22 protein-coding genes and 1 tRNA gene are annotated in these 16,347 nt (G+C 72.1%); 16 read left to right on the plus strand and 7 right to left on the minus strand.

Features of this window, described 5'->3' with window-relative positions; genetic code table 11:
- Nucleotides 1-57 precede the first annotated feature (57 nt).
- Nucleotides 58-1,347 (plus strand): O-acetylhomoserine aminocarboxypropyltransferase/cysteine synthase family protein, encoded by a 1,290-nt coding sequence (locus BM419_RS03815; RefSeq protein ID WP_020093417.1) that lies wholly within the window; start codon nucleotides 58-60, stop codon nucleotides 1,345-1,347.
- A gap of 129 nt (nucleotides 1,348-1,476) precedes the next feature.
- Here BM419_RS03815 and BM419_RS03820 read toward each other — a convergent pair whose 3' ends face one another.
- Entirely contained in the window at nucleotides 1,477-2,646 is a 1,170-nt protein-coding gene (locus tag BM419_RS03820) for an acetyl-CoA acetyltransferase (protein WP_020093418.1), read from the minus strand.
- A 198-nt stretch (nucleotides 2,647-2,844) separates the two neighbouring features.
- Nucleotides 2,845-3,414: an NUDIX domain-containing protein gene (locus BM419_RS03825; protein WP_020093419.1), complete on the minus strand. Its 570-nt coding sequence runs from the start codon at nucleotides 3,412-3,414 to the stop codon at nucleotides 2,845-2,847.
- Between the two features lie 129 nt (nucleotides 3,415-3,543).
- On the opposite strand from BM419_RS03825, the gene BM419_RS03830 reads away from it, so the two are divergent.
- From BM419_RS03830 to BM419_RS03860, 7 genes are read left to right on the plus strand one after another with little or no spacing between them, the layout of a single operon-like run.
- Complete coding sequence (locus BM419_RS03830; RefSeq protein WP_020093420.1) at nucleotides 3,544-4,047, plus strand: hypothetical protein; 504 nt, start codon at nucleotides 3,544-3,546, stop codon at nucleotides 4,045-4,047.
- Nucleotides 4,044-4,295, plus strand: a complete 252-nt coding sequence (locus BM419_RS03835; protein WP_020093421.1) for a monovalent cation/H+ antiporter complex subunit F — start codon at nucleotides 4,044-4,046, stop codon at nucleotides 4,293-4,295. The genes BM419_RS03830 and BM419_RS03835 overlap by 4 nt, the downstream gene beginning before the upstream one ends.
- A complete protein-coding gene (locus BM419_RS03840) occupies nucleotides 4,292-4,576 on the plus strand; it encodes a monovalent cation/H(+) antiporter subunit G (protein ID WP_020093422.1) in 285 nt (94 codons plus the stop codon). The genes BM419_RS03835 and BM419_RS03840 overlap by 4 nt, the downstream gene beginning before the upstream one ends.
- Entirely contained in the window at nucleotides 4,573-4,824 is a 252-nt protein-coding gene (locus tag BM419_RS03845; RefSeq protein WP_020093423.1) for a Na(+)/H(+) antiporter subunit B, read from the plus strand. Before BM419_RS03840 ends, BM419_RS03845 begins: the two co-directional genes overlap by 4 nt.
- A complete protein-coding gene (locus tag BM419_RS03850; RefSeq protein ID WP_020093424.1) occupies nucleotides 4,821-5,597 on the plus strand; it encodes an MnhB domain-containing protein in 777 nt (258 codons plus the stop codon). The genes BM419_RS03845 and BM419_RS03850 overlap by 4 nt, the downstream gene beginning before the upstream one ends.
- Nucleotides 5,594-6,013: a sodium:proton antiporter gene (locus tag BM419_RS03855; RefSeq protein ID WP_020093425.1), complete on the plus strand. Its 420-nt coding sequence runs from the start codon at nucleotides 5,594-5,596 to the stop codon at nucleotides 6,011-6,013. Before BM419_RS03850 ends, BM419_RS03855 begins: the two co-directional genes overlap by 4 nt.
- Nucleotides 6,010-7,764 (plus strand): complex I subunit 5 family protein, encoded by a 1,755-nt coding sequence (locus tag BM419_RS03860; protein ID WP_020093426.1) that lies wholly within the window; start codon nucleotides 6,010-6,012, stop codon nucleotides 7,762-7,764. Before BM419_RS03855 ends, BM419_RS03860 begins: the two co-directional genes overlap by 4 nt.
- 111 nt (nucleotides 7,765-7,875) lie before the next feature.
- Here the strand turns inward: BM419_RS03860 and BM419_RS03865 are convergent.
- The 3 genes from BM419_RS03865 to BM419_RS03875 all read right to left on the minus strand — a co-directional run bounded on the left by BM419_RS03865 (nucleotide 7,876) and on the right by BM419_RS03875 (nucleotide 9,843).
- Nucleotides 7,876-7,951, minus strand: a tRNA-Thr gene (locus tag BM419_RS03865).
- Nucleotides 7,952-8,060: 109 nt separating this feature from the next.
- Nucleotides 8,061-9,200 carry a 3-dehydroquinate synthase gene (gene aroB, locus BM419_RS03870; protein WP_020093427.1) on the minus strand — a complete coding sequence of 380 codons (1,140 nt, stop codon included), beginning with the start codon at nucleotides 9,198-9,200 and terminating at the stop codon, nucleotides 8,061-8,063.
- A 19-nt stretch (nucleotides 9,201-9,219) separates the two neighbouring features.
- Nucleotides 9,220-9,843 carry a shikimate kinase gene (locus BM419_RS03875; protein WP_020093428.1) on the minus strand — a complete coding sequence of 208 codons (624 nt, stop codon included), beginning with the start codon at nucleotides 9,841-9,843 and terminating at the stop codon, nucleotides 9,220-9,222.
- Between the two features lie 244 nt (nucleotides 9,844-10,087).
- On the opposite strand from BM419_RS03875, the gene BM419_RS03880 reads away from it, so the two are divergent.
- The 3 genes from BM419_RS03880 to BM419_RS03890 all read left to right on the plus strand — a co-directional run bounded on the left by BM419_RS03880 (nucleotide 10,088) and on the right by BM419_RS03890 (nucleotide 11,829).
- Complete coding sequence (locus tag BM419_RS03880) at nucleotides 10,088-10,240, plus strand: hypothetical protein (RefSeq protein ID WP_012317685.1); 153 nt, start codon at nucleotides 10,088-10,090, stop codon at nucleotides 10,238-10,240.
- A complete protein-coding gene (locus BM419_RS03885) occupies nucleotides 10,237-11,181 on the plus strand; it encodes a site-specific tyrosine recombinase XerD (RefSeq protein WP_020093429.1) in 945 nt (314 codons plus the stop codon). The genes BM419_RS03880 and BM419_RS03885 overlap by 4 nt, the downstream gene beginning before the upstream one ends.
- Nucleotides 11,182-11,310: 129 nt before the next feature.
- Entirely contained in the window at nucleotides 11,311-11,829 is a 519-nt protein-coding gene (locus BM419_RS03890) for a MarR family winged helix-turn-helix transcriptional regulator (protein ID WP_020093430.1), read from the plus strand.
- Between the two features lie 63 nt (nucleotides 11,830-11,892).
- Here BM419_RS03890 and BM419_RS03895 read toward each other — a convergent pair whose 3' ends face one another.
- Nucleotides 11,893-12,258 (minus strand): c-type cytochrome, encoded by a 366-nt coding sequence (locus BM419_RS03895; protein WP_020093431.1) that lies wholly within the window; start codon nucleotides 12,256-12,258, stop codon nucleotides 11,893-11,895.
- Nucleotides 12,259-12,468: 210 nt separating this feature from the next.
- Nucleotides 12,469-13,485 carry an NAD-dependent epimerase gene (locus tag BM419_RS03900; RefSeq protein ID WP_026604971.1) on the minus strand — a complete coding sequence of 339 codons (1,017 nt, stop codon included), beginning with the start codon at nucleotides 13,483-13,485 and terminating at the stop codon, nucleotides 12,469-12,471.
- Between the two features lie 189 nt (nucleotides 13,486-13,674).
- Between BM419_RS03900 and BM419_RS03905 the strand changes: the two genes are divergently transcribed.
- The 5 genes from BM419_RS03905 (at nucleotide 13,675) to BM419_RS03925 (ending at nucleotide 16,269) form a co-directional block, all read left to right on the plus strand.
- Complete coding sequence (locus tag BM419_RS03905) at nucleotides 13,675-13,905, plus strand: hypothetical protein (RefSeq protein WP_020093433.1); 231 nt, start codon at nucleotides 13,675-13,677, stop codon at nucleotides 13,903-13,905.
- Nucleotides 13,906-14,053: 148 nt separating this feature from the next.
- Nucleotides 14,054-14,317: a hypothetical protein gene (locus BM419_RS03910; protein WP_020093434.1), complete on the plus strand. Its 264-nt coding sequence runs from the start codon at nucleotides 14,054-14,056 to the stop codon at nucleotides 14,315-14,317.
- A 104-nt stretch (nucleotides 14,318-14,421) separates the two neighbouring features.
- Nucleotides 14,422-14,679 carry a DUF6894 family protein gene (locus tag BM419_RS03915; RefSeq protein WP_020093435.1) on the plus strand — a complete coding sequence of 86 codons (258 nt, stop codon included), beginning with the start codon at nucleotides 14,422-14,424 and terminating at the stop codon, nucleotides 14,677-14,679.
- 67 nt (nucleotides 14,680-14,746) lie between these two features.
- Nucleotides 14,747-14,953, plus strand: coding sequence for a ribosome modulation factor (locus tag BM419_RS03920; protein WP_020093436.1), 207 nt, complete (start codon nucleotides 14,747-14,749; stop codon nucleotides 14,951-14,953).
- Nucleotides 14,953-16,269 carry an MFS transporter gene (locus BM419_RS03925; RefSeq protein WP_020093437.1) on the plus strand — a complete coding sequence of 439 codons (1,317 nt, stop codon included), beginning with the start codon at nucleotides 14,953-14,955 and terminating at the stop codon, nucleotides 16,267-16,269. The genes BM419_RS03920 and BM419_RS03925 overlap by 1 nt, the downstream gene beginning before the upstream one ends.
- The last annotated feature ends 78 nt before the right edge of the window (nucleotides 16,270-16,347 follow it).

Consider the following 16,347-nt stretch of genomic DNA (forward strand, 5'->3'; position numbering starts at 1 on the left):
GCACGGATCCGCTCGGGCTGACACCCGGTCCGGGCCCTGAACACCCGACCGAGAGCCATGACGGACCAGAACCGACCGCACCGCTTCGCGACCCGGGCCATCCACGCCGGCGCGGCGCCCGATCCCGCAACGGGCGCCCGGGTCCAGCCGATCTACTTCACCAACGGCTTCGTCTTCGACTCGACTGAGCAGGCCGCCGACATCTTCGCGGGCCGCCGGACCGGCTTCTCCTACTCGCGCGGATCCAATCCGACCGTCGCCGCGCTGGAGCGCCGGATCGCCGACCTCGAGGGCGCGAAGGCGGGCGTGGCGGTGTCCTCCGGACAGTCGGCCATGCAGTTGATTCTCATGACGCTGCTGAAGAGCGGCGACGCCTACGTCGCGTCCCCGCGCCTGTTCGGCGGGTCGCTGGGCCTGATGCGCCGGCTCGACGGGCGCTACGACCTGAAGCCGCGCTTCGCGCGCGGTATGGCCCCGGAGGATTTCGAGGCCGCGATCACCCCGGACTGCCGGGCCATCTTCTGCGAATCGATCGTGAACCCCTGCGCTTCGGTGGTAGACCTCGACGGCATCGCCGCGGTGGCCCGCCGCCACAACCTGCCGCTCGTCGTCGACAACACCCTCGCCTCGCCGGCCCTGATCCGGCCGATCGAGCACGGCGCCGACATCGTCTGGCACTCCACCTCGAAGTTCCTGAGCGGCTCCGGCCAGACCATCGGCGGCGTGATCTGCGACGCCGGCCGCTTCGACTGGGCGAAGGCCGGCGGCTACAACCTGATCACCGAGCCCTGGCCGGACTATGACGGGCTGGTGCTCACCGAGGCCTTCCCGGCGACCCCCTTCGCGGCGGCGTGCCGGTTCTTCGGCCTGCGGGACCTCGGGCCCGGCCTGTCGCCGATGAACGCGTTCCTGACGCTCATGGGGATCGAGACCCTGCCGCTGCGTATGGAGCGGCATTGCGCCAACGCGCGGGCGGTGGCGGCCTTCCTGAAGGATCACCCGGCCGTGGCCTGGGTGAGCTACCCGATGTTGCCGGGCCAGACCGGCGAGGACCTCGCCTGCCGCTACACCCCGGACGGGCCGGGCTCGATCTTCACTTTCGCGCTGAAGGGCGGCGAGCCGGCGGCGCTGCGGTTCATCGCCGGCCTGGAGCTGATCTCCCACTTGGTGAACATCGGCGAGATCAAGTCGCTGGCGATCCACCCGTCCTCGACCACGCACCGGCAGCTGCCGGAGCACGAGAAGGCCGCCGCGCAGGTCGGGCCCGAGACCGTGCGGTTGTCGATCGGGCTGGAGAACGAGGCCGACCTGATCGCCGATCTCCAGCAGGCGCTGGATCGCCTCTAGTCGTCATCGCGAGCACGGCGAAGCGACCCAGAGCCGCGCGATCTCGACGATCCTGACACCGCTGGATTGCGTCGCGCCGCCCGCGAGGACGGCCACGGCGGGCAGGGATTGGCCGCAACCGGGATGGCCTCAGCGCCGCCGCTCCAGGATCGACACGTAGTTGGCCACCGCCGCGCCGCCCATGTTGAAGATCCCGGCGAGCTCCGCCCCGGGCACCTGCATCTCCCCGGCCTCGCCCATGAGCTGGAGGCACGCCATGACGTGCATCGACACGCCGGTCGCCCCCACGGGGTGACCCTTGGCCTTCAACCCGCCGGACGGGTTGATCGGCAGCCGGCCCCCCTTCTCGGCGAGCCCCTCGCGCACCACGCGGTAGCCCTCGCCCGGCGCGGCGAGGCCCATCGCCTCGTACTCGATCAGCTCGGCGATCGTGAAGCAGTCGTGGGTCTCCACGAAGGAGAGGTCCTCGTTGGCGATCCCGGCCTGGGCCCGCGCCCTCTCCCAGGCCATTCGCGCGCCCTTGAACTCCACCGGGTCGCGGCGGGACAGGGGCAGGATGTCATTGACGTGCGCCCGGGCGCGGAAGCCGATCGCCCGCTCCAGGCCCTCGACGGTCTCGGCATCGGCCACCACAAGCGCCGCCGCCCCGTCCGAGATCAGCGAGCAGTCCGTGCGCCGCAGGGGGGCGGCCACGTAGGGGTTCTTCTCCGAGACCCGGTTGCAGAAGTCGAAGCCGAGGTCCTTGCGCAACTGCGCGTAGGGGTTGCCGACGCCGTTGCTGTGGTTCTTGGCGGCGATGCGGGCCAGCTCCTCGCTGCGGTCGCCGTAGCGCTGGAAGTAGCCCGCCGCGATCCGCCCGAACACGCCCGCGAAGCCGCCCTCGATGTCGGCCTCCTCCTTACGGTAGGAGGCGCCCAGCAGGATGTCGCCGGTCTCAGCGACGGTCTTGGCGGTCATCTTCTCGGCGCCGATCACCAGGGCCACGCGGCCGCGGCCGCTGTCGACGAAGTCGAGGGCCGCGTAGAGCGCCGCCGACCCGGTGGCGCAGGCGTTCTCCAGGTGGGTCGCCGGCGCGTGGGCGAGGCCCGGCCGGTTCACCGCCACCAGCGAGCCCTCGAAGCCCTGCTTCGAGAAGCCGGTGTTCATCGAGCCCACGTAGATGCCGTCGACCTGCGACTCCTCGACGCCGGCATGGGCCAGCGCCTCGCCCGAGACCCGGGCGATCAGCCCCTCGACATCGGGCTCCTCGAGCTTGCCGAAGGGGGTGTGGGCCCAGCCCACGATGCAGGCGCGCGTCATCCGGTGACCTCCCGTGTGTGGACAGGACGATGGGCCCGCCGCGGCCGGCGATCAAGACAGGGCGCGGGTTCTTCGACGCGCCGGACCCGTCCGGAGGAGGGCCGCTCGGGCCCGCTCAGCGCAGGTGGAAGGCGACCCACGCGACGCCGACCAGCACCAGCGCGGTCAGCAGCGCGCGGCCGAGCGCGCGGCGGCCTCTCACGGGGCGAACACCTCGGGATGGCGTGCGCGGAGCGCCAGGATCAGGGCCAGCGTCTTCAGGTCGGTGATCGCGGCGCGGTCGGCGCGTGCGGCGAGCTCGGCCAGCGGCATCTCGACCACCCGGATGTTCTCGTGCTCGCCCTCGGCTCCGCCACCCGCCTCCGCGCGATCCGCCCGGCCGTAGGGCGCGAGGTAGAGATGGATCTTCTCGGTGGTCAGGCTGGCGCAGGAATAGGTGGCGCCGACGAACTCGAGCGCCCGCAGGCGAAGGCCCACCTCCTCCAGCGCCTCCCGGCGGGCGTTCTCCTCCGGGCTGCCGCCGTCGATCAGGCCCGCCGGTGCCTCCAGCTGGACCTGCTCGCCGGCCGCGAAAAGCGGCGGCACCCGCAGCTCGCGCACGAGCGTCGCGACCTTCCGCTCCGGGTCGTAGGGCAGGATCCCGACCGAGTCGCCGTGGTCCTCGATCTCGCGCTCGACGACGGCCCCATCGGCGAGGCGCACCCGCGCGATCCCGAAGCGGCTCCAGCCCTCGTGGACGAAGCGGATAGTGAGGATCTCGGCTTTCATGTGCACGCCCACTCCTCATCGCCCTACACGGAACCGTGTCCCCGGGTTCCGGGAACGCCGACGACCGCGGCCACGTTTGGTCGGACACGCACATGGTCACGCTTCCGCGGGGCGCGCCGGTCAGGATCGATGCGGGCAGGATCGACGCAGGCAGGACCGATCGGCGGGATCCGGAAGCGTTCGCGGCGCGACGGCGCAGCGATCTGGGTCGTCCTCGCCCTCACCTACATGGTCTTCGCCGGCTCGGTGAGCCTGAACGAGGGGATGGCCGCCGTCGGATGCGCCAGTCTCGGCACGCTCTGGTGGTGGGGCGTCGGACGGCGCGGCGGGCTGCGCTTCCGCTTCGACCGGGCGTCGCTCCACCCGCTCGGCCCGGCCGTCCGCGACATGCCGCGCCAGACCGCCCGCGTCGGGCTGCACCTCCTGCGCGCGATCCTCGGTCGCGCCGGCGGCGGCGCGACCCGCGAGCGGAGCGCCGCCGAGATCGCCTGGGCCACGCCGGAGGGCGACGCGGCGCCGGCCGCTCGGGCGGTCGGGCTTCTGGCCGCGTCGCTCGCCCCCGACAGCTACGTGCTCACCCTCGACCGCGCGCACGGAACCGTGGTGACGCACGGCCTGGAGGAGGCGCGATGAGCGTCTGGACGGTCGCCATCCTGGCGCTGCTGCCGCCGCTCGCGGTGGCCGCGGTGCTCGCGTGGCGGGGCAGACCCGGTCAGCGTTTCGCCGCCTACCAGCTCGCCGGCAGCGTCACGGTCCTGATCCTGACGCTCATGGCTTTCGCCACCGATCAGGCGTCGATCACCGATCTCGCCCTCACCCTGGTCCTGCTCAACCTGCCCGGCACGATGCTGCTCGCGGTCTTCCTGGAGCGCTGGATATGAGCGTCGCGATCGGCTCGGTCCTGGCTCTCGCTGTGGCGTCCGCGTGGCTCGCGGCCCTCGCCCTCTGGCGCCTGCCCCGGGCGCTCGACCGGATTCACGCCCTCGCGTTCCTGAACGTGGCGGCCTCGATCCTCGTGACGGTGGCGGCCTTCCTCGCGGACGGCGTCTCCGGGCGCTCGCTCAAGATCCTGGTGATGATGGTGGTGTTCCTCGCCTGGGCGGCGGTCCTGTCGCACGTCTCGGGCCGGGCCGTGCTGATGCGCGAGGGCCGCTCGGCATGACGGTCATCCTGCCGCTGCTCTTCCTGCTCACCGCGGTCTCCGGCACCGCCGTGGTCCTCGTGCGCGACCCCGCGCGGCAGGTCTTCGCCATCGCGGTCAACGGGCTCGTCCTGGCGATCCTGTTCGACGCCCTCCAGGCCCCCGACGTCGCGCTCTCGGAGCTGGCGGTCGGTTCGGCGGCGGTGCCGCTCCTCTTCCTCGTGGCCCTGATGGCCGTGCGGACGCAGCCGCCCGAGGAGGAATCGTGAGCCCGCGCGCCCGCGTCGCGCTCCTGGCCGTCGCGGGCCTCGTCCTCCTCCCGGGCGCGGCCGCGGTGATCGCCGGCCTGCCGCCCTTCGGATCGACGATCGCCCAGTACGGCGCGCGCATCAACGCGATTGTCCCGGAGGCCCGGCACGTCGCCAACATGGTGAGTGCCATCAACTTCGACCTGCGCGGCCTCGACACCCTCGGCGAGGAATTCATGCTGCTCGCCGCCATCACCGGGACGGTGGTGCTGCTGCGCGGGCGGCGCGGCGAAGGCAGCTCCGAGCGCGCCATGCGCCGGCCCGGCCGGGCCGTGATCCCGCGCTCCGAGGCGGTGGTGCTGGCGTGCCGCGTCGCCGGCCCGCTCACCGCGCTGTTCGGCCTCTACGTCGTGCTGCACGCGACCGTCACGCCCGGCGGCGGCTTCCAGGGCGGCGTCATCCTCGCCTCCGGAACCCTGCTGATCTACCTCGGCGAGGGCTATGCCGGCTGGCGCGACGCCATCCGCAGCCACTGGCTCGACGCGCTGGAGGGGGGCGGCGCGCTGCTCTTCGCGCTGTGCGGGCTGGTGCCGATGCTCACCGGCGCCGCCTTCATGCAGAACATCCTGCCGCTCGGCACCTTCCGCGACCTGTTCTCGGGCGGCCTGATGCTGGTCGAGAATCTCGGCGTCGCCCTCGCGGTGACGGGCGGCTTCACGCAGCTCTTCCTGGAATTCATGGAGGAGACCCGCGCGGCCGACGCGCCCGAGGAGCCGGGGGAGGAATCCGCGTGAGTGCGGTCACCAGTGTCCTGCCCTACGGTGTCGCCGCGTGGCTGTTCGGGATCGGCCTCTACGGCATCGCCACGAGCCGCAACTTCATCCACCTCGTGGGCTGCCTCGGCGTGTGCCAATCGGCGACCTACGTGCTGCTGCTCGGCCTCGGCTATCGCTGGGGCAGCATCGCGCCGATCTTCTACGACCATCCGCCGGGGACGCCCGCCGTGGACCCGGTGATGCAGGCGCTGGTGCTCACCGACATCGTGGTCGGCGCGACGCTCACCGCCCTCCTCCTCGTCCTGACCATCCAGGCCTACAAGCGCGGCGGCAGCCTGGACCCGGAGAAGCTCCGGCCGATGCGCGCGGGCGGCAAGTCCGGGCGCGATGCGGGATCCGGCCGCGTGCGCGACGCGGAGCGGAACGCCCCGTGACCGCCTTCCCGGCCGCCCTCCTGCCCCTGCCCGTCGCCGTCCCGCTCGTGGTCTGCGCCGCGATGCTGGCGACCGCGCACGTCCTGCCCGGCCGCCTGCCCGACATCCTGGCGACGCTGGCGGCGCTCACCGTCGCGGTGCTCTGCGGCGTCATCGCCACACACGCCGCCGACGGGCCGCTGGTCTACTGGTTCGGCGGCTGGGAGCCGCGCGACGGCGTCCATCTCGGGATCGGCTTCTCGGTGGACGAGGCCAGCGGCTGGGTCGCGGCCTTCATCGGGCTGCTCTACGCGCTGACCTTCGTGTTCGCCTGGGGCTTCTTCGACCGCACCCACGGCCACTTCCACATCCTGATGCTGCTGTTCCTGGCCGCCATGGTCGGGTTCTGCTTCACCCGCGACATGTTCAACCTGTTCGTGTGGTTCGAGGTGATGAGCGTCGCGGCCTTCGCGCTCACGGCCTACCACCTGGCGGAGTCGTCGCTGGCGGGCGCCATCAACTTCACGGTGGTGAACAGCCTCGCGGGCTTCCTGATGCTCGGCGGCATCGGGCTGATCTACGCCCAGACCGGCACGCTCGACTTCGAGGGCATCGCGGCGGCGGTGGCGCGGGGCGGCCGGGATCCGGTGGTGGCCGGGGCGTTCTGCCTCGTCGCGGCCGCCCTGATGATCAAAGGCGCGATCGTGCCGTTCCAGTTCTGGCTCGCCGACGCGCACGCGGTCGCGCCGAGCCCGGTCTCGGTGATCTTCTCCGGATCGATGGTCTCGCTCGGCCTGTTCGGCCTCGCGAAGGTGAGCGCCGTCGCGTTCGGCGGCTCCGATCAGGTCCAGCACGCCCTGCCGGGGCTCCTCATCGGCCTGGGCAGCTTCACCGCCCTCCTGGGCGGCTGGATGGCGCTGCTGCAGCGGCACCTCAAGCGGCTGCTCGCCTTCTCGACCATCTCGCATGCCGGCATCATGCTCACCGGCCTCGGCGCCCTCTCGGTCGACGGGACCGGCGGGATGCTCGTCTATGTGGTCGGGCACGGGCTGGTGAAGGGCGCCCTGTTCATGATCGCCGGCATCCTGCTCGCCACCCAGGCCAGCATCGACGAGATCGCCCTGCGCGGCCTCGGACGGGGGATCTGGCCCGCCGGCATCGCCATGGCCCTGGCCGGGCTGCTGCTCTGCGGCCTGCCCCTCGGCGTGCTCGACCAGGGCACGCGCCTCGTCCAGGGCGCGCTCTGGCAGCAGGGGTACGGGGTGGCGCTGGCGGCCGGTGCCATCGGCGCGGCGCTGACCGGGGCCGCGGTGCTGCGGGCCGCGGGCCGGATCTTCCTCGGGCTCGGGTCCGATCCCGGCGACGAAGCCGGCGCCCCGAGCGCGGACGAGCGCGAGAAGGCCCACCGGCCGCTCTGGCTGATGCTGGCGCCGTGCTGCCTTCTCCTCGCGCTCGATATCGGTCTGCCGGCGGCTCTCATCGAGCACGCCCTCCCGCGGGCGGCGTCGGCCTTCATGCACCGGCCGACCGTGCACGCGCTGGCGGAGGGGCCCGGCTGGCTCCCCTGGGCCTCGGTCGCCGCCGCCCTGGCCGGCGCGGGCTACGGGCTGTTCCGCAGACACCTGCCTGCGTTCGTGGTCCGGCCGGTCAGCGCGACGCAATCGGCGCCGACCCGCGTGCTGGAAATGCTCCATAGCGGCTTGATCGGCGATTACGCCGCCTGGCTCGCCGTGGGCGTGGCGGCGATCGCGGCCGTGCTGGCCATAGCCTGAGCGCGCCGGTCGCCGCGCGCCTCAGCCGAGGGGCTCACGCGGGCTCGAGCCGGCACAGGCCATCGGCCAGCGGCTCGCTCGAGTATGCTTTCGGGAAACGCCTGGGGGAAATGGTGCCGCAAGAGGGATTCGAACCCCCGACCCCCTCATTACGAATGAGGTGCTCTACCAGCTGAGCTATTGCGGCCCTGGCCCCGACGGGACCGTCGGCGGCGCGCGGTGACCGGCGCCGGACGTGGCAGGCTCATAGCGGCCCGGCCTGCGTTAGGCAAGGCCACAGCCGGCGCTCGCGGGCGTCAGGCGGCTTGGTCCGACGCCAATTCATCCTGCAGGAACGCCGCCACCTCCGCCCGGTCCACGCCGGGGGCGATGAAGCTCTGGCCGATCCCCCGAGCGAGGATGAAGGTCAGCGCGCCGTCGCGGACCTTCTTGTCCTGGGTCATCGCGTCGAGGAGCGCCTCGGCGTCGCCGCACCCGCCTGGAACGGCCTGCAGACGGGTCGGCAGGCCGGCGAGCGCGAGATGGTTGGCGACCCGGCCCGCATCCTGTCCCGCGCAGAGCCCGAGGCGTGCCGAGAAGCGGAAGGCGAGCGCCATCCCGATCGCGACGCCCTCGCCATGGACCAGGCGGGCGGAATCGTAGCCGGTCAGGCGCTCCAGGGCGTGGCCGAAGGTGTGACCGAGATTGAGCAGCGCACGCTCGCCGTCCTCCCGCTCGTCGCGGGTGACCACCGCGGCCTTGGCCCGGCAGCAGGCGGCGACCGCCTGCTCGCGCTCCGGGCCGCCGGCGAAGATCCCGCGCCAGTTCGCCTCGCACCAGTCGAAGAAGCCCGGATCGGCGATCAGCCCGTACTTGGCGACCTCGGCGTAGCCGGCGCGCATCTCGCGCTCGGACAGGGTGTCGAGGGCGGCCGTGTCGGCCAGGACGAGGCGCGGCTGGTGGAAGGCGCCGATCAGGTTCTTGCCCAGCGGCGCGTTGATGCCGGTCTTGCCGCCGACCGAGGAATCGACCTGCGCGAGCAGGCTCGTCGGCACCTGCACGAAGCGCACGCCGCGCCGCAGGGTGGCAGCCGCGAAGCCCGCGAGGTCGCCGACCACGCCGCCGCCCAGCGCCACGACGAGGTCGCCGCGCTCGACCTTGAGGGCGAGCAGACCGTCGCAGACCTCCGCGTAGCCCGCGTAGGATTTGGAGGCCTCGCCCGGCGCCACCGTCACCACGCCCGCCTGGAGGCCGGCGCGCTCCAGGCTGGTCCGCAGCCGCGCGGCGTAGAGCGCGCCGACCGTCGCGTCCGTCACGATCGCCGCCCGGCGGGCCCCGAGCGCGGCGACCGCGGTGCCGGCGGTGTCGATCAGCCCGCGCCCGATCTGGATGTCGTAGGCGCGGCCGGCGTCGAGGGGCACGTGGACGGTCAGGAGGTCCGGACGGGGCTCGGTCATGGATCGGTTCGCTCGGGTCTCACTGGGCGGCCACGGGGATGGATCCTTCGCCGCTGAGATGGGCATCCAGCGCCTCCAGCACGTCCTGGACGACCCGGTCGTGCGAGACCTCCCGCGAGATGACCATCACGTCGGCGGCGGCGTAGACCGGGTGGCGCACGGCCATCAGGTCGCGCATCGTCGCCTCGGGATCCTCGGTCTGCAGCAGCGGGCGGTTGCCGCGCTTGCGGACCCGCCGCATCAGCACGTCCAGATCGGCCTTCAGCCAGACGGAGACCGCCGATTCAGCGATGCGCGCGCGGGTCGCCTCGCGCAGGTAGGCGCCGCCGCCCGTCGCCAGGACCAGCGGGCCGGCCCGCAGCAGGCGCGAGATCACCCGCTCCTCGCCGTCGCGGAAGCTCGGCTCGCCGTAGATCGCGAAGATGTCGGGGATCGTCAGGCCGGCCGCGGCCTCGATCTCGATGTCGGCATCCTTGAAGATCAGCCCGAGGCGGCTCGCCAGACGTCGGCCGACGGTGCTCTTGCCCGCTCCCATGAGGCCCACGAGCACGATCGAGCGCAGGCCGAGCGCGCGGCGCAGACGCGCCTCGATCGGTTCCCCCGCCTCCTCCCCGCTCATGGCCTCCTGCATCGACTCCTGCATCGCATCCGTGCGGCGTCCCCGCCTCTCCACCGGCCCCCGCGCGCCTGTCGCCCGGGCAGCCTCACATCCTGCGGCAGGCTCTTAGCGCGATTCAAGCGGCCTGCGAAACGCATCCCTGTGTCGTCGTGGGCCTTGTCAGCGCCTCGTTCACGTGGTCGAACCCGGGCATCGGCGGCGGCTCGGAGAAGGCCTTCGCCCGCCCCCTCCCCGCCGCCAGCGCCCGTCTGCCCGAGGTTCGACCGACGTGCCGACCCTGTTCCGTTTCTTTGCCACCCTCGCGATCCTGGCGGGTCTGGTCTACGCGGCCATGTTCGCGCTCGCGCATTTCGTCCAGCCGACGCCGCGGGAGATGAGCGTGACCATCCCCGCCTCGAAGCTGCAGCCGGGCAACCGTTGAGCGGGCCGGAGGGCAGCGGCGACGCCGCCCGGGCGCCCCGCCCCGAGGTCGCCGAGTACCTCGACATGCTGGCCGCCGAGCGCGGTGCCGGGCTGAACACCCTGAGCGCCTACCGCCGGGACCTGGACGATTACCTCGACTATCTCGCGCGCTCGGGCACGGCGCTCGGCGACGTGGAGGCCGGCACGCTGCGGGCCTTCCTGATCGACCTCGAGACCCGGGGCCTGAAGGCGTCCTCGGCGGCGCGGCGCCTGTCCTGCGTGCGCGGTTTCCACAAGTTCCTCTACGCCGAAGGCGGCGCCGAGAGCGATCCGAGCGTCGCGGTGTCCGGTCCGCGCCGCGGGCGCGCGCTCCCCAAGGTCCTGTCCATCGCGGAGGTCGACCGGCTGCTCGCCACGGCGCAGGCGGCCGCCAGCGCCGATCAGGCCCCCGGCCCAGCCCGGCGGGCACGCCGGATGGCGTGCCTGCTCGAGCTGCTCTACGCCACGGGCCTGCGCGTCTCGGAACTGGTCGCCCTGCCCCGCGCGGCGGGCGCGACGCGCGAGCGCTACCTCATCGTCAAGGGCAAGGGCGGCCGCGAGCGCCTCGTGCCCCTGACCGATGCGGCCCGCACCGCGATGGCGGCGCATCTTCCGGCCGTGCCGGAGGACAACCCGTGGCTGTTTCCCGCCGACAGCGACAGCGGCTATCTCACCCGTCAGGCCTTCGCCCGCGATCTCAAGGTGCTGGCCCCGGCGGCGGGGCTCCACCCGGATCGGGTGAGCCCCCACGTGCTCCGCCACGCCTTCGCGAGTCACCTCCTGCAGAACGGCGCCGACCTGCGCATCGTCCAGGAGCTGCTCGGCCACGCCGACATCTCGACGACGCAGATCTACACGCACGTCCTCGACGAGCGCCTGAAGGCGATGGTCCGCGATCTGCATCCGCTGATGGATGGCTGAGCGCTGCCGGGCGGATGGTGTGGCAACTCTCGGTCGGTCGCCCCAATTGTATACGTTTAGCGAACTGCCTAGAAGTAGCCCCTCGCCATACCGGTACGCGAGCCAGCCTTTACCAGAGAGAGTTTTCCTATGTCAGGCCCCACGGCCTCGCAGATCGGCATCGAGCCGGATCGAGCGGGGCACACGCGTGCCGACCAGCTTTCGCAGCGGGAGCGGCAGCGCCTCGACAACCAGCTGTGCTTCGCGGTCTACGCCGCCGCGCACGCCTTCGGCCGCGCCTACCGCAACCTCCTGGGTCGCCACGAACTGACCTATCCGCAATACCTCGTCCTGCTGGTCTTGTGGGAGCAGGACGGATTGTCGGTCAAGGAGATCGGGAACCGCCTGTTCCTGGATTCGGGTACGCTGACGCCGCTCCTGAAGCGCCTGGAAGCCTCCGGGCGCGTGCGCCGCGCCCGCGACCGGGTCGACGAGCGTCAGGTCAGCATCTTCCTCACCGCCGCCGGCGAGGCCCTGCGCGAGGAACTCGCCTGCCTGCCCGACGAGGCGGGGGGCATGACCGGTCTCGATATCCAGGGCCGCAAGGACCTGCTTCAGGATCTCGTCACGCTCAGGCTGAGCCTGCAGGCCGGCCTCACGCCCGACTAGGACGCGGCCGGAGCCCCGGGAGCGGCCGGGCGGCCGCTCCCGGTTCGTGCCGATCTTCGCCTCTCAGGACTGCGTCTTGAGGTAGGCGATGACGTCGTTGATCTTCTTGTCGTCGGGGTAGCCCTGGAAGATCATCTTGGTGCCGGGCACCTTCGCCTTCGGGTTCTTCAGCCACTCGTGCAGGTTGGCCTCGTCCCAGGTGATGCCGGAGTTCTTCAGGGCGGCGGAGTAGTTGTAGCCCTCGTAGGTGCCCGCCTTGCGGCCGACGACGCCCTTCAGGTCGGGACCCACGCCGTTCTTCTGGAAGTTGTGGCACGCCTTGCAGGGGGCGAACGCCTTCTCGCCGGCCGCGGCGTCGCCGGCGTCCTGGGCCTGCGCGGCGAGAGGCATCACGACGGCAAGGACGGCGCCGAAAACGAGTGAACGCATGGATTTCCTCCTGTTGGCCGCCGCTTGGGCAGCGATGCGGGCAGAGCTTGCCTGCCTGGAACAGCTCTAAATGAATGTGCCCGGCGCGCGCAACGGCCCAGTCTGGGATAGCCGTCATCCGGGGCCGGTTGGCGGCTGCTGCGGGCCGCCGCCCCACTCAACACCGCGTGAACGGATTGGCTCCGTGCGACGGCGCGCGGCGCCGTTCCCTCAGATCCCGTGATAGGTCCGATACCAGTCGACGAAGCGCCCGATCCCGGTCTTCAGGGGCGTGGCGGGCCGGAAGCCGGCGTCCCGCACGAGGTCGTCGATGTCGGCGTAGGTCGCCGGGACGTCCCCGGGCTGCATCGGCAGGAGGATCTTCTCCGCCTTGCGGCCCAGGGCGTCCTCGAGGAGCGCGATCATATCCAGGAGCGCCACCGGCTCGTTGTTGCCGATGTTGTAGATCCTGTAGGGGGCGGAGCTGGTCCCGGGATCCGGCGCCGCGCCGCTCCACGCGGGGTCGGGCGCGGCCGGCCGGTCGGCCAGGGCCCGGATCCCCGCGACGATGTCGTCGATGTAGGTGAAGTCCCGGAGCATCCGCCCTTCGTTGAACACGCGGATCGGTTCGCCCGCCAGGATCGCGCGGGTGAACAGGTACAGCGCCATGTCGGGCCGGCCCCAGGGGCCGTAGACGGTGAAGAAGCGCAGGCCCGTCGTCGGCAGGCCGTAGAGATGGCTGTAGCTGTGCGCCATCAGCTCGTTCGCCTTCTTGGTCGCGGCGTAGAGGCTGAGCGGATGGTCGACGTTCTGGTGCACCGAGAACGGCATCGCGGTGACGCCGCCGTAGACGGAGCTGGAGGACGCGTAGAGGAGGTGTCCCACGCCGCCGTGGCGGCAGGCCTCGAGGATGTTCAGGAAGCCGACGAGGTTGCTCGCCGCGTAGGCGTGCGGATCGGTGAGCGAGTAGCGCACGCCGGCCTGGGCCGCGAGGTGGATCACCGTGCGGAACGCGTGGCGGCGGAACAGCGCGTCGAGGCCGTCGCGGTCGGCGAGGTCGAGGCGCGCGAAGCTGTAGCCCGGGAAATCCGCGAGGCGTTGCAGCCGGGCTTCCTTGAGGCGCACGTCGTAATAGGCGTTGACGCTGTCCAGCCCGACGACCTGCCGGCCGTCCTCGAGGAGGCGCAGGGCGAGCTGGTTCCCGATGAAGCCGGCCACGCCGGTGATCAGAACAGGTGGCAGGGACATGCGCGCGGACCGACGGGCTGACTGGCCGCCCGGGGGGCGAGCTGTAGCATGGGGTATGGGCGCGACAAATCGGTGCCCGACATGAGCCTGCCGACATGAGCCTGCCGACATGAGCCTGCCGACATGAGCCTGCCGACGCTCCGAGCGGCCTGTCGTGCGGGCGCGTGACGCGCTAGGCTCGCGGCTGCCGTGCAGCCCGATCCGAGACCGCTCCCCGACAGCCTGACCCGCCTGCTCACCGTGCCGGAGCAGCGCCCGGTCCGGGCGCGTCCCGAGCCTTCGCGGAGGGAGCGGGCTTCGGAGCCGCGCTCCGCACACGCGGCGCTGGAAGCGGCGATCCTCCGCGGCTTCGTGTTCGGTCTCTCGGGGCTCGTCTGGCTCGTCGTGCTGGCGCTGTCGGTCCGGCATATCGCGCACTGACCGTGCCCCGAGTCCCCCGCAGTCCCGGCGTGACGCTGTGGATATCGGTGGTGCGCCTGTTCGCCCGCGTCCTCAATCAGTACGCGAACAGCCAAGTTCGCTATTGAGGCGGCCAGACCGGGGGCGGCTCGACGGCGAGGATGGGACGATGTCTCTGACAGGGCGTTTCTGGTTCCGGAAGACCTGGACAGGGCGGCTGGTGCTCCTGGTCGAGGAGGAGCGCCCCCGCTGGTTCGGCCGCGGCTCCGGCAAGCCGCGCTGGCGCAACGCCAAGCTCCTCGATTTCGCCGAGCCCGAGCTGCGGCCGCTCATGGCGATGGAGAAGCAGCACCGCGCGGGCGGTTCCACCGGCCAGGTGCGGGCGCTGCGCCCGGTCCCGACCGCGCCGGCCGCGCGCGCCGCGCACGGCTGAGGGCCGAGGCAGGGGGGCGCGCCGCATCTGGTCCGACGCGCGGCCATCACCACCTGTCGTGGGTCGCTCCGCCCGGGGCGGCACCCCTGCAATCGGTGAAGACCATGCCGCGCTACTTCTTCCACACGCAGATCGGCGAGGACGTCATCTCCGACCCGACCGGGATCGAGCTTCGGGATCCGGACGCGGCCTGGGAGGCGGCGCGGGAGACGATCCGCGCCGCCCTGCGCCAGCCGCAGGATCAGGCCCGGCTGATGACGGCGTGCCTCGTGGTCACGGACGACGACGGCGAGGTCGTGCTGGAATTCCCGTTCAGCGAGGCCGTGGCGCTGCCCGCCGACGCGGACCCGACGCGTCACTGAGATCGGCGACGCGCGCGCTCCGCGCCCTACATCGCGCCGCAGCCCACCGGAACGGAGCTGCGCCCGTATGGATACGCCACCGAACGACCTCGATGCCCGCGCCCTCGGCCGGGCCGCGCCCGCCAAAGGGCTCGCCCGGGAAGCCTGCCCCTACGCGGAGGGGACGGAGGCGCGCGCGCTCTGGCTGGCCGGTTACGACGCGGCCCTGGCGGAGGGCGAGACGCCCGTGACCGGCGGTCTCGCCAAGCACCCGGTCGACGGGTCGGCCCGCTGATGGACGCCCGGACCGCACCGCATCCCGGCGCGCATCATTCGACTCTCGACCGCAAGTCGGTCGGGGCCGTCGTCCTGGGCAACGCCCTCGAATTCTACGACTTCACCGTCTACGCCTTCTTCGCCAAGCCGATCGGCGAGGCCTTCTTCCCGGCGAACGACCCGACCCACAGCCTGCTGGCATCGCTCGCCCTGTTCGGCATCGGCTACGTCATGCGGCCCATCGGCGGTGTGCTGATCGGCGCCTTCGCGGACCGGGCCGGCCGCAAGCCCGCGATGCTGATCACCATCGCGCTGATGGCCGTCGGCATGCTCATGCTGGCCGCCTGCCCCTCCTACGCGACGATCGGCGGCTGGGCGCAGGTCATCGTCATCGCCGGACGCCTCGTGCAGGGCCTCGCCCTCGGCGGCGAGGTCGGTCCCTCGACCGCCTTCCTGCTGGAGGCCGCGCCCCCGGACCGGCGCGGCTTCGTGACGAGCTGGCAGATCGCCAGCCAGGGCTGCGCCGCCCTGTTCGCCGGGATCATCGCGACCGCCCTGGCGCTCGCGGTCGGCGACCAAGCGATGGCGCAGTGGGGCTGGCGGCTGATGTTCGCCCTCGGCCTGTGCGTCGTACCGGTCGGCCTCATCATCCGCAGCCACCTGCCCGAGACCGCCGGCGCCGAGGAGGATCCGCACGCGGCGGCCTCGACGATGGCGGTGGTCGGCCGGCTCCTGCGCGAGCACGGCCGCCTGCTGGGCCTGACCTTCCTGGTCATCGCGGCCTCGACCGTGTCGAACGCGGTCGGCACCAACATGCCGGTCTTCGCAGGCGCGACCCTCGGCCTGAGCGAGACCGCCGCCACGGCGGTGCCGATCGCCCTCGGGCTCGCCTCGGTGATCTTCCCGCTGCTCGGCGGCTGGCTGGCCGACCGGTACGGGCGGCGACCGGTGATGATCTGGCCGCGGGCGCTGATCCTGATCCTGGCGGTCCCGGCCTTCGCCTGGGTGGTGCGGGCGCCGAGCGCTGCCAGCGTCTACGCGGTCACCTTCCTGCTCTCGGCGCTGTCGTCCATCAACGCGGCGGCCGTGATCGTCGGCATTCCCGAGGCCCTGCCGCGGGCGGTGCGCAGCGCCGGGTTGTCGATCGTCTACGCGGTCTCCGTCTCGGTGTTCGGCGGCAGCACGAACTACGTGGTGAACTGGCTGATCGCCGCGACCGGCGACCGGCTCGCGCCGGCCTACTACCTCGCCGCGTTCAGCCTCGTCGGGACGATCGCCGCGTTCCTGCTGCCCGAGACCCGCGGAAGGGACCTCGACGCCGACGCGGAGGCCTGAGTCGGTCGCGCCGGGGCGTTCCGCATTATGTATGCACGTGCTGCATCAGGGCGGGTCATCCATGCGCCCATCGCGGGG

This window comes from Methylobacterium sp. yr668 (assembly GCF_900116245.1).
Taxonomy (GTDB): Bacteria; Pseudomonadota; Alphaproteobacteria; order Rhizobiales; family Beijerinckiaceae; genus Methylobacterium.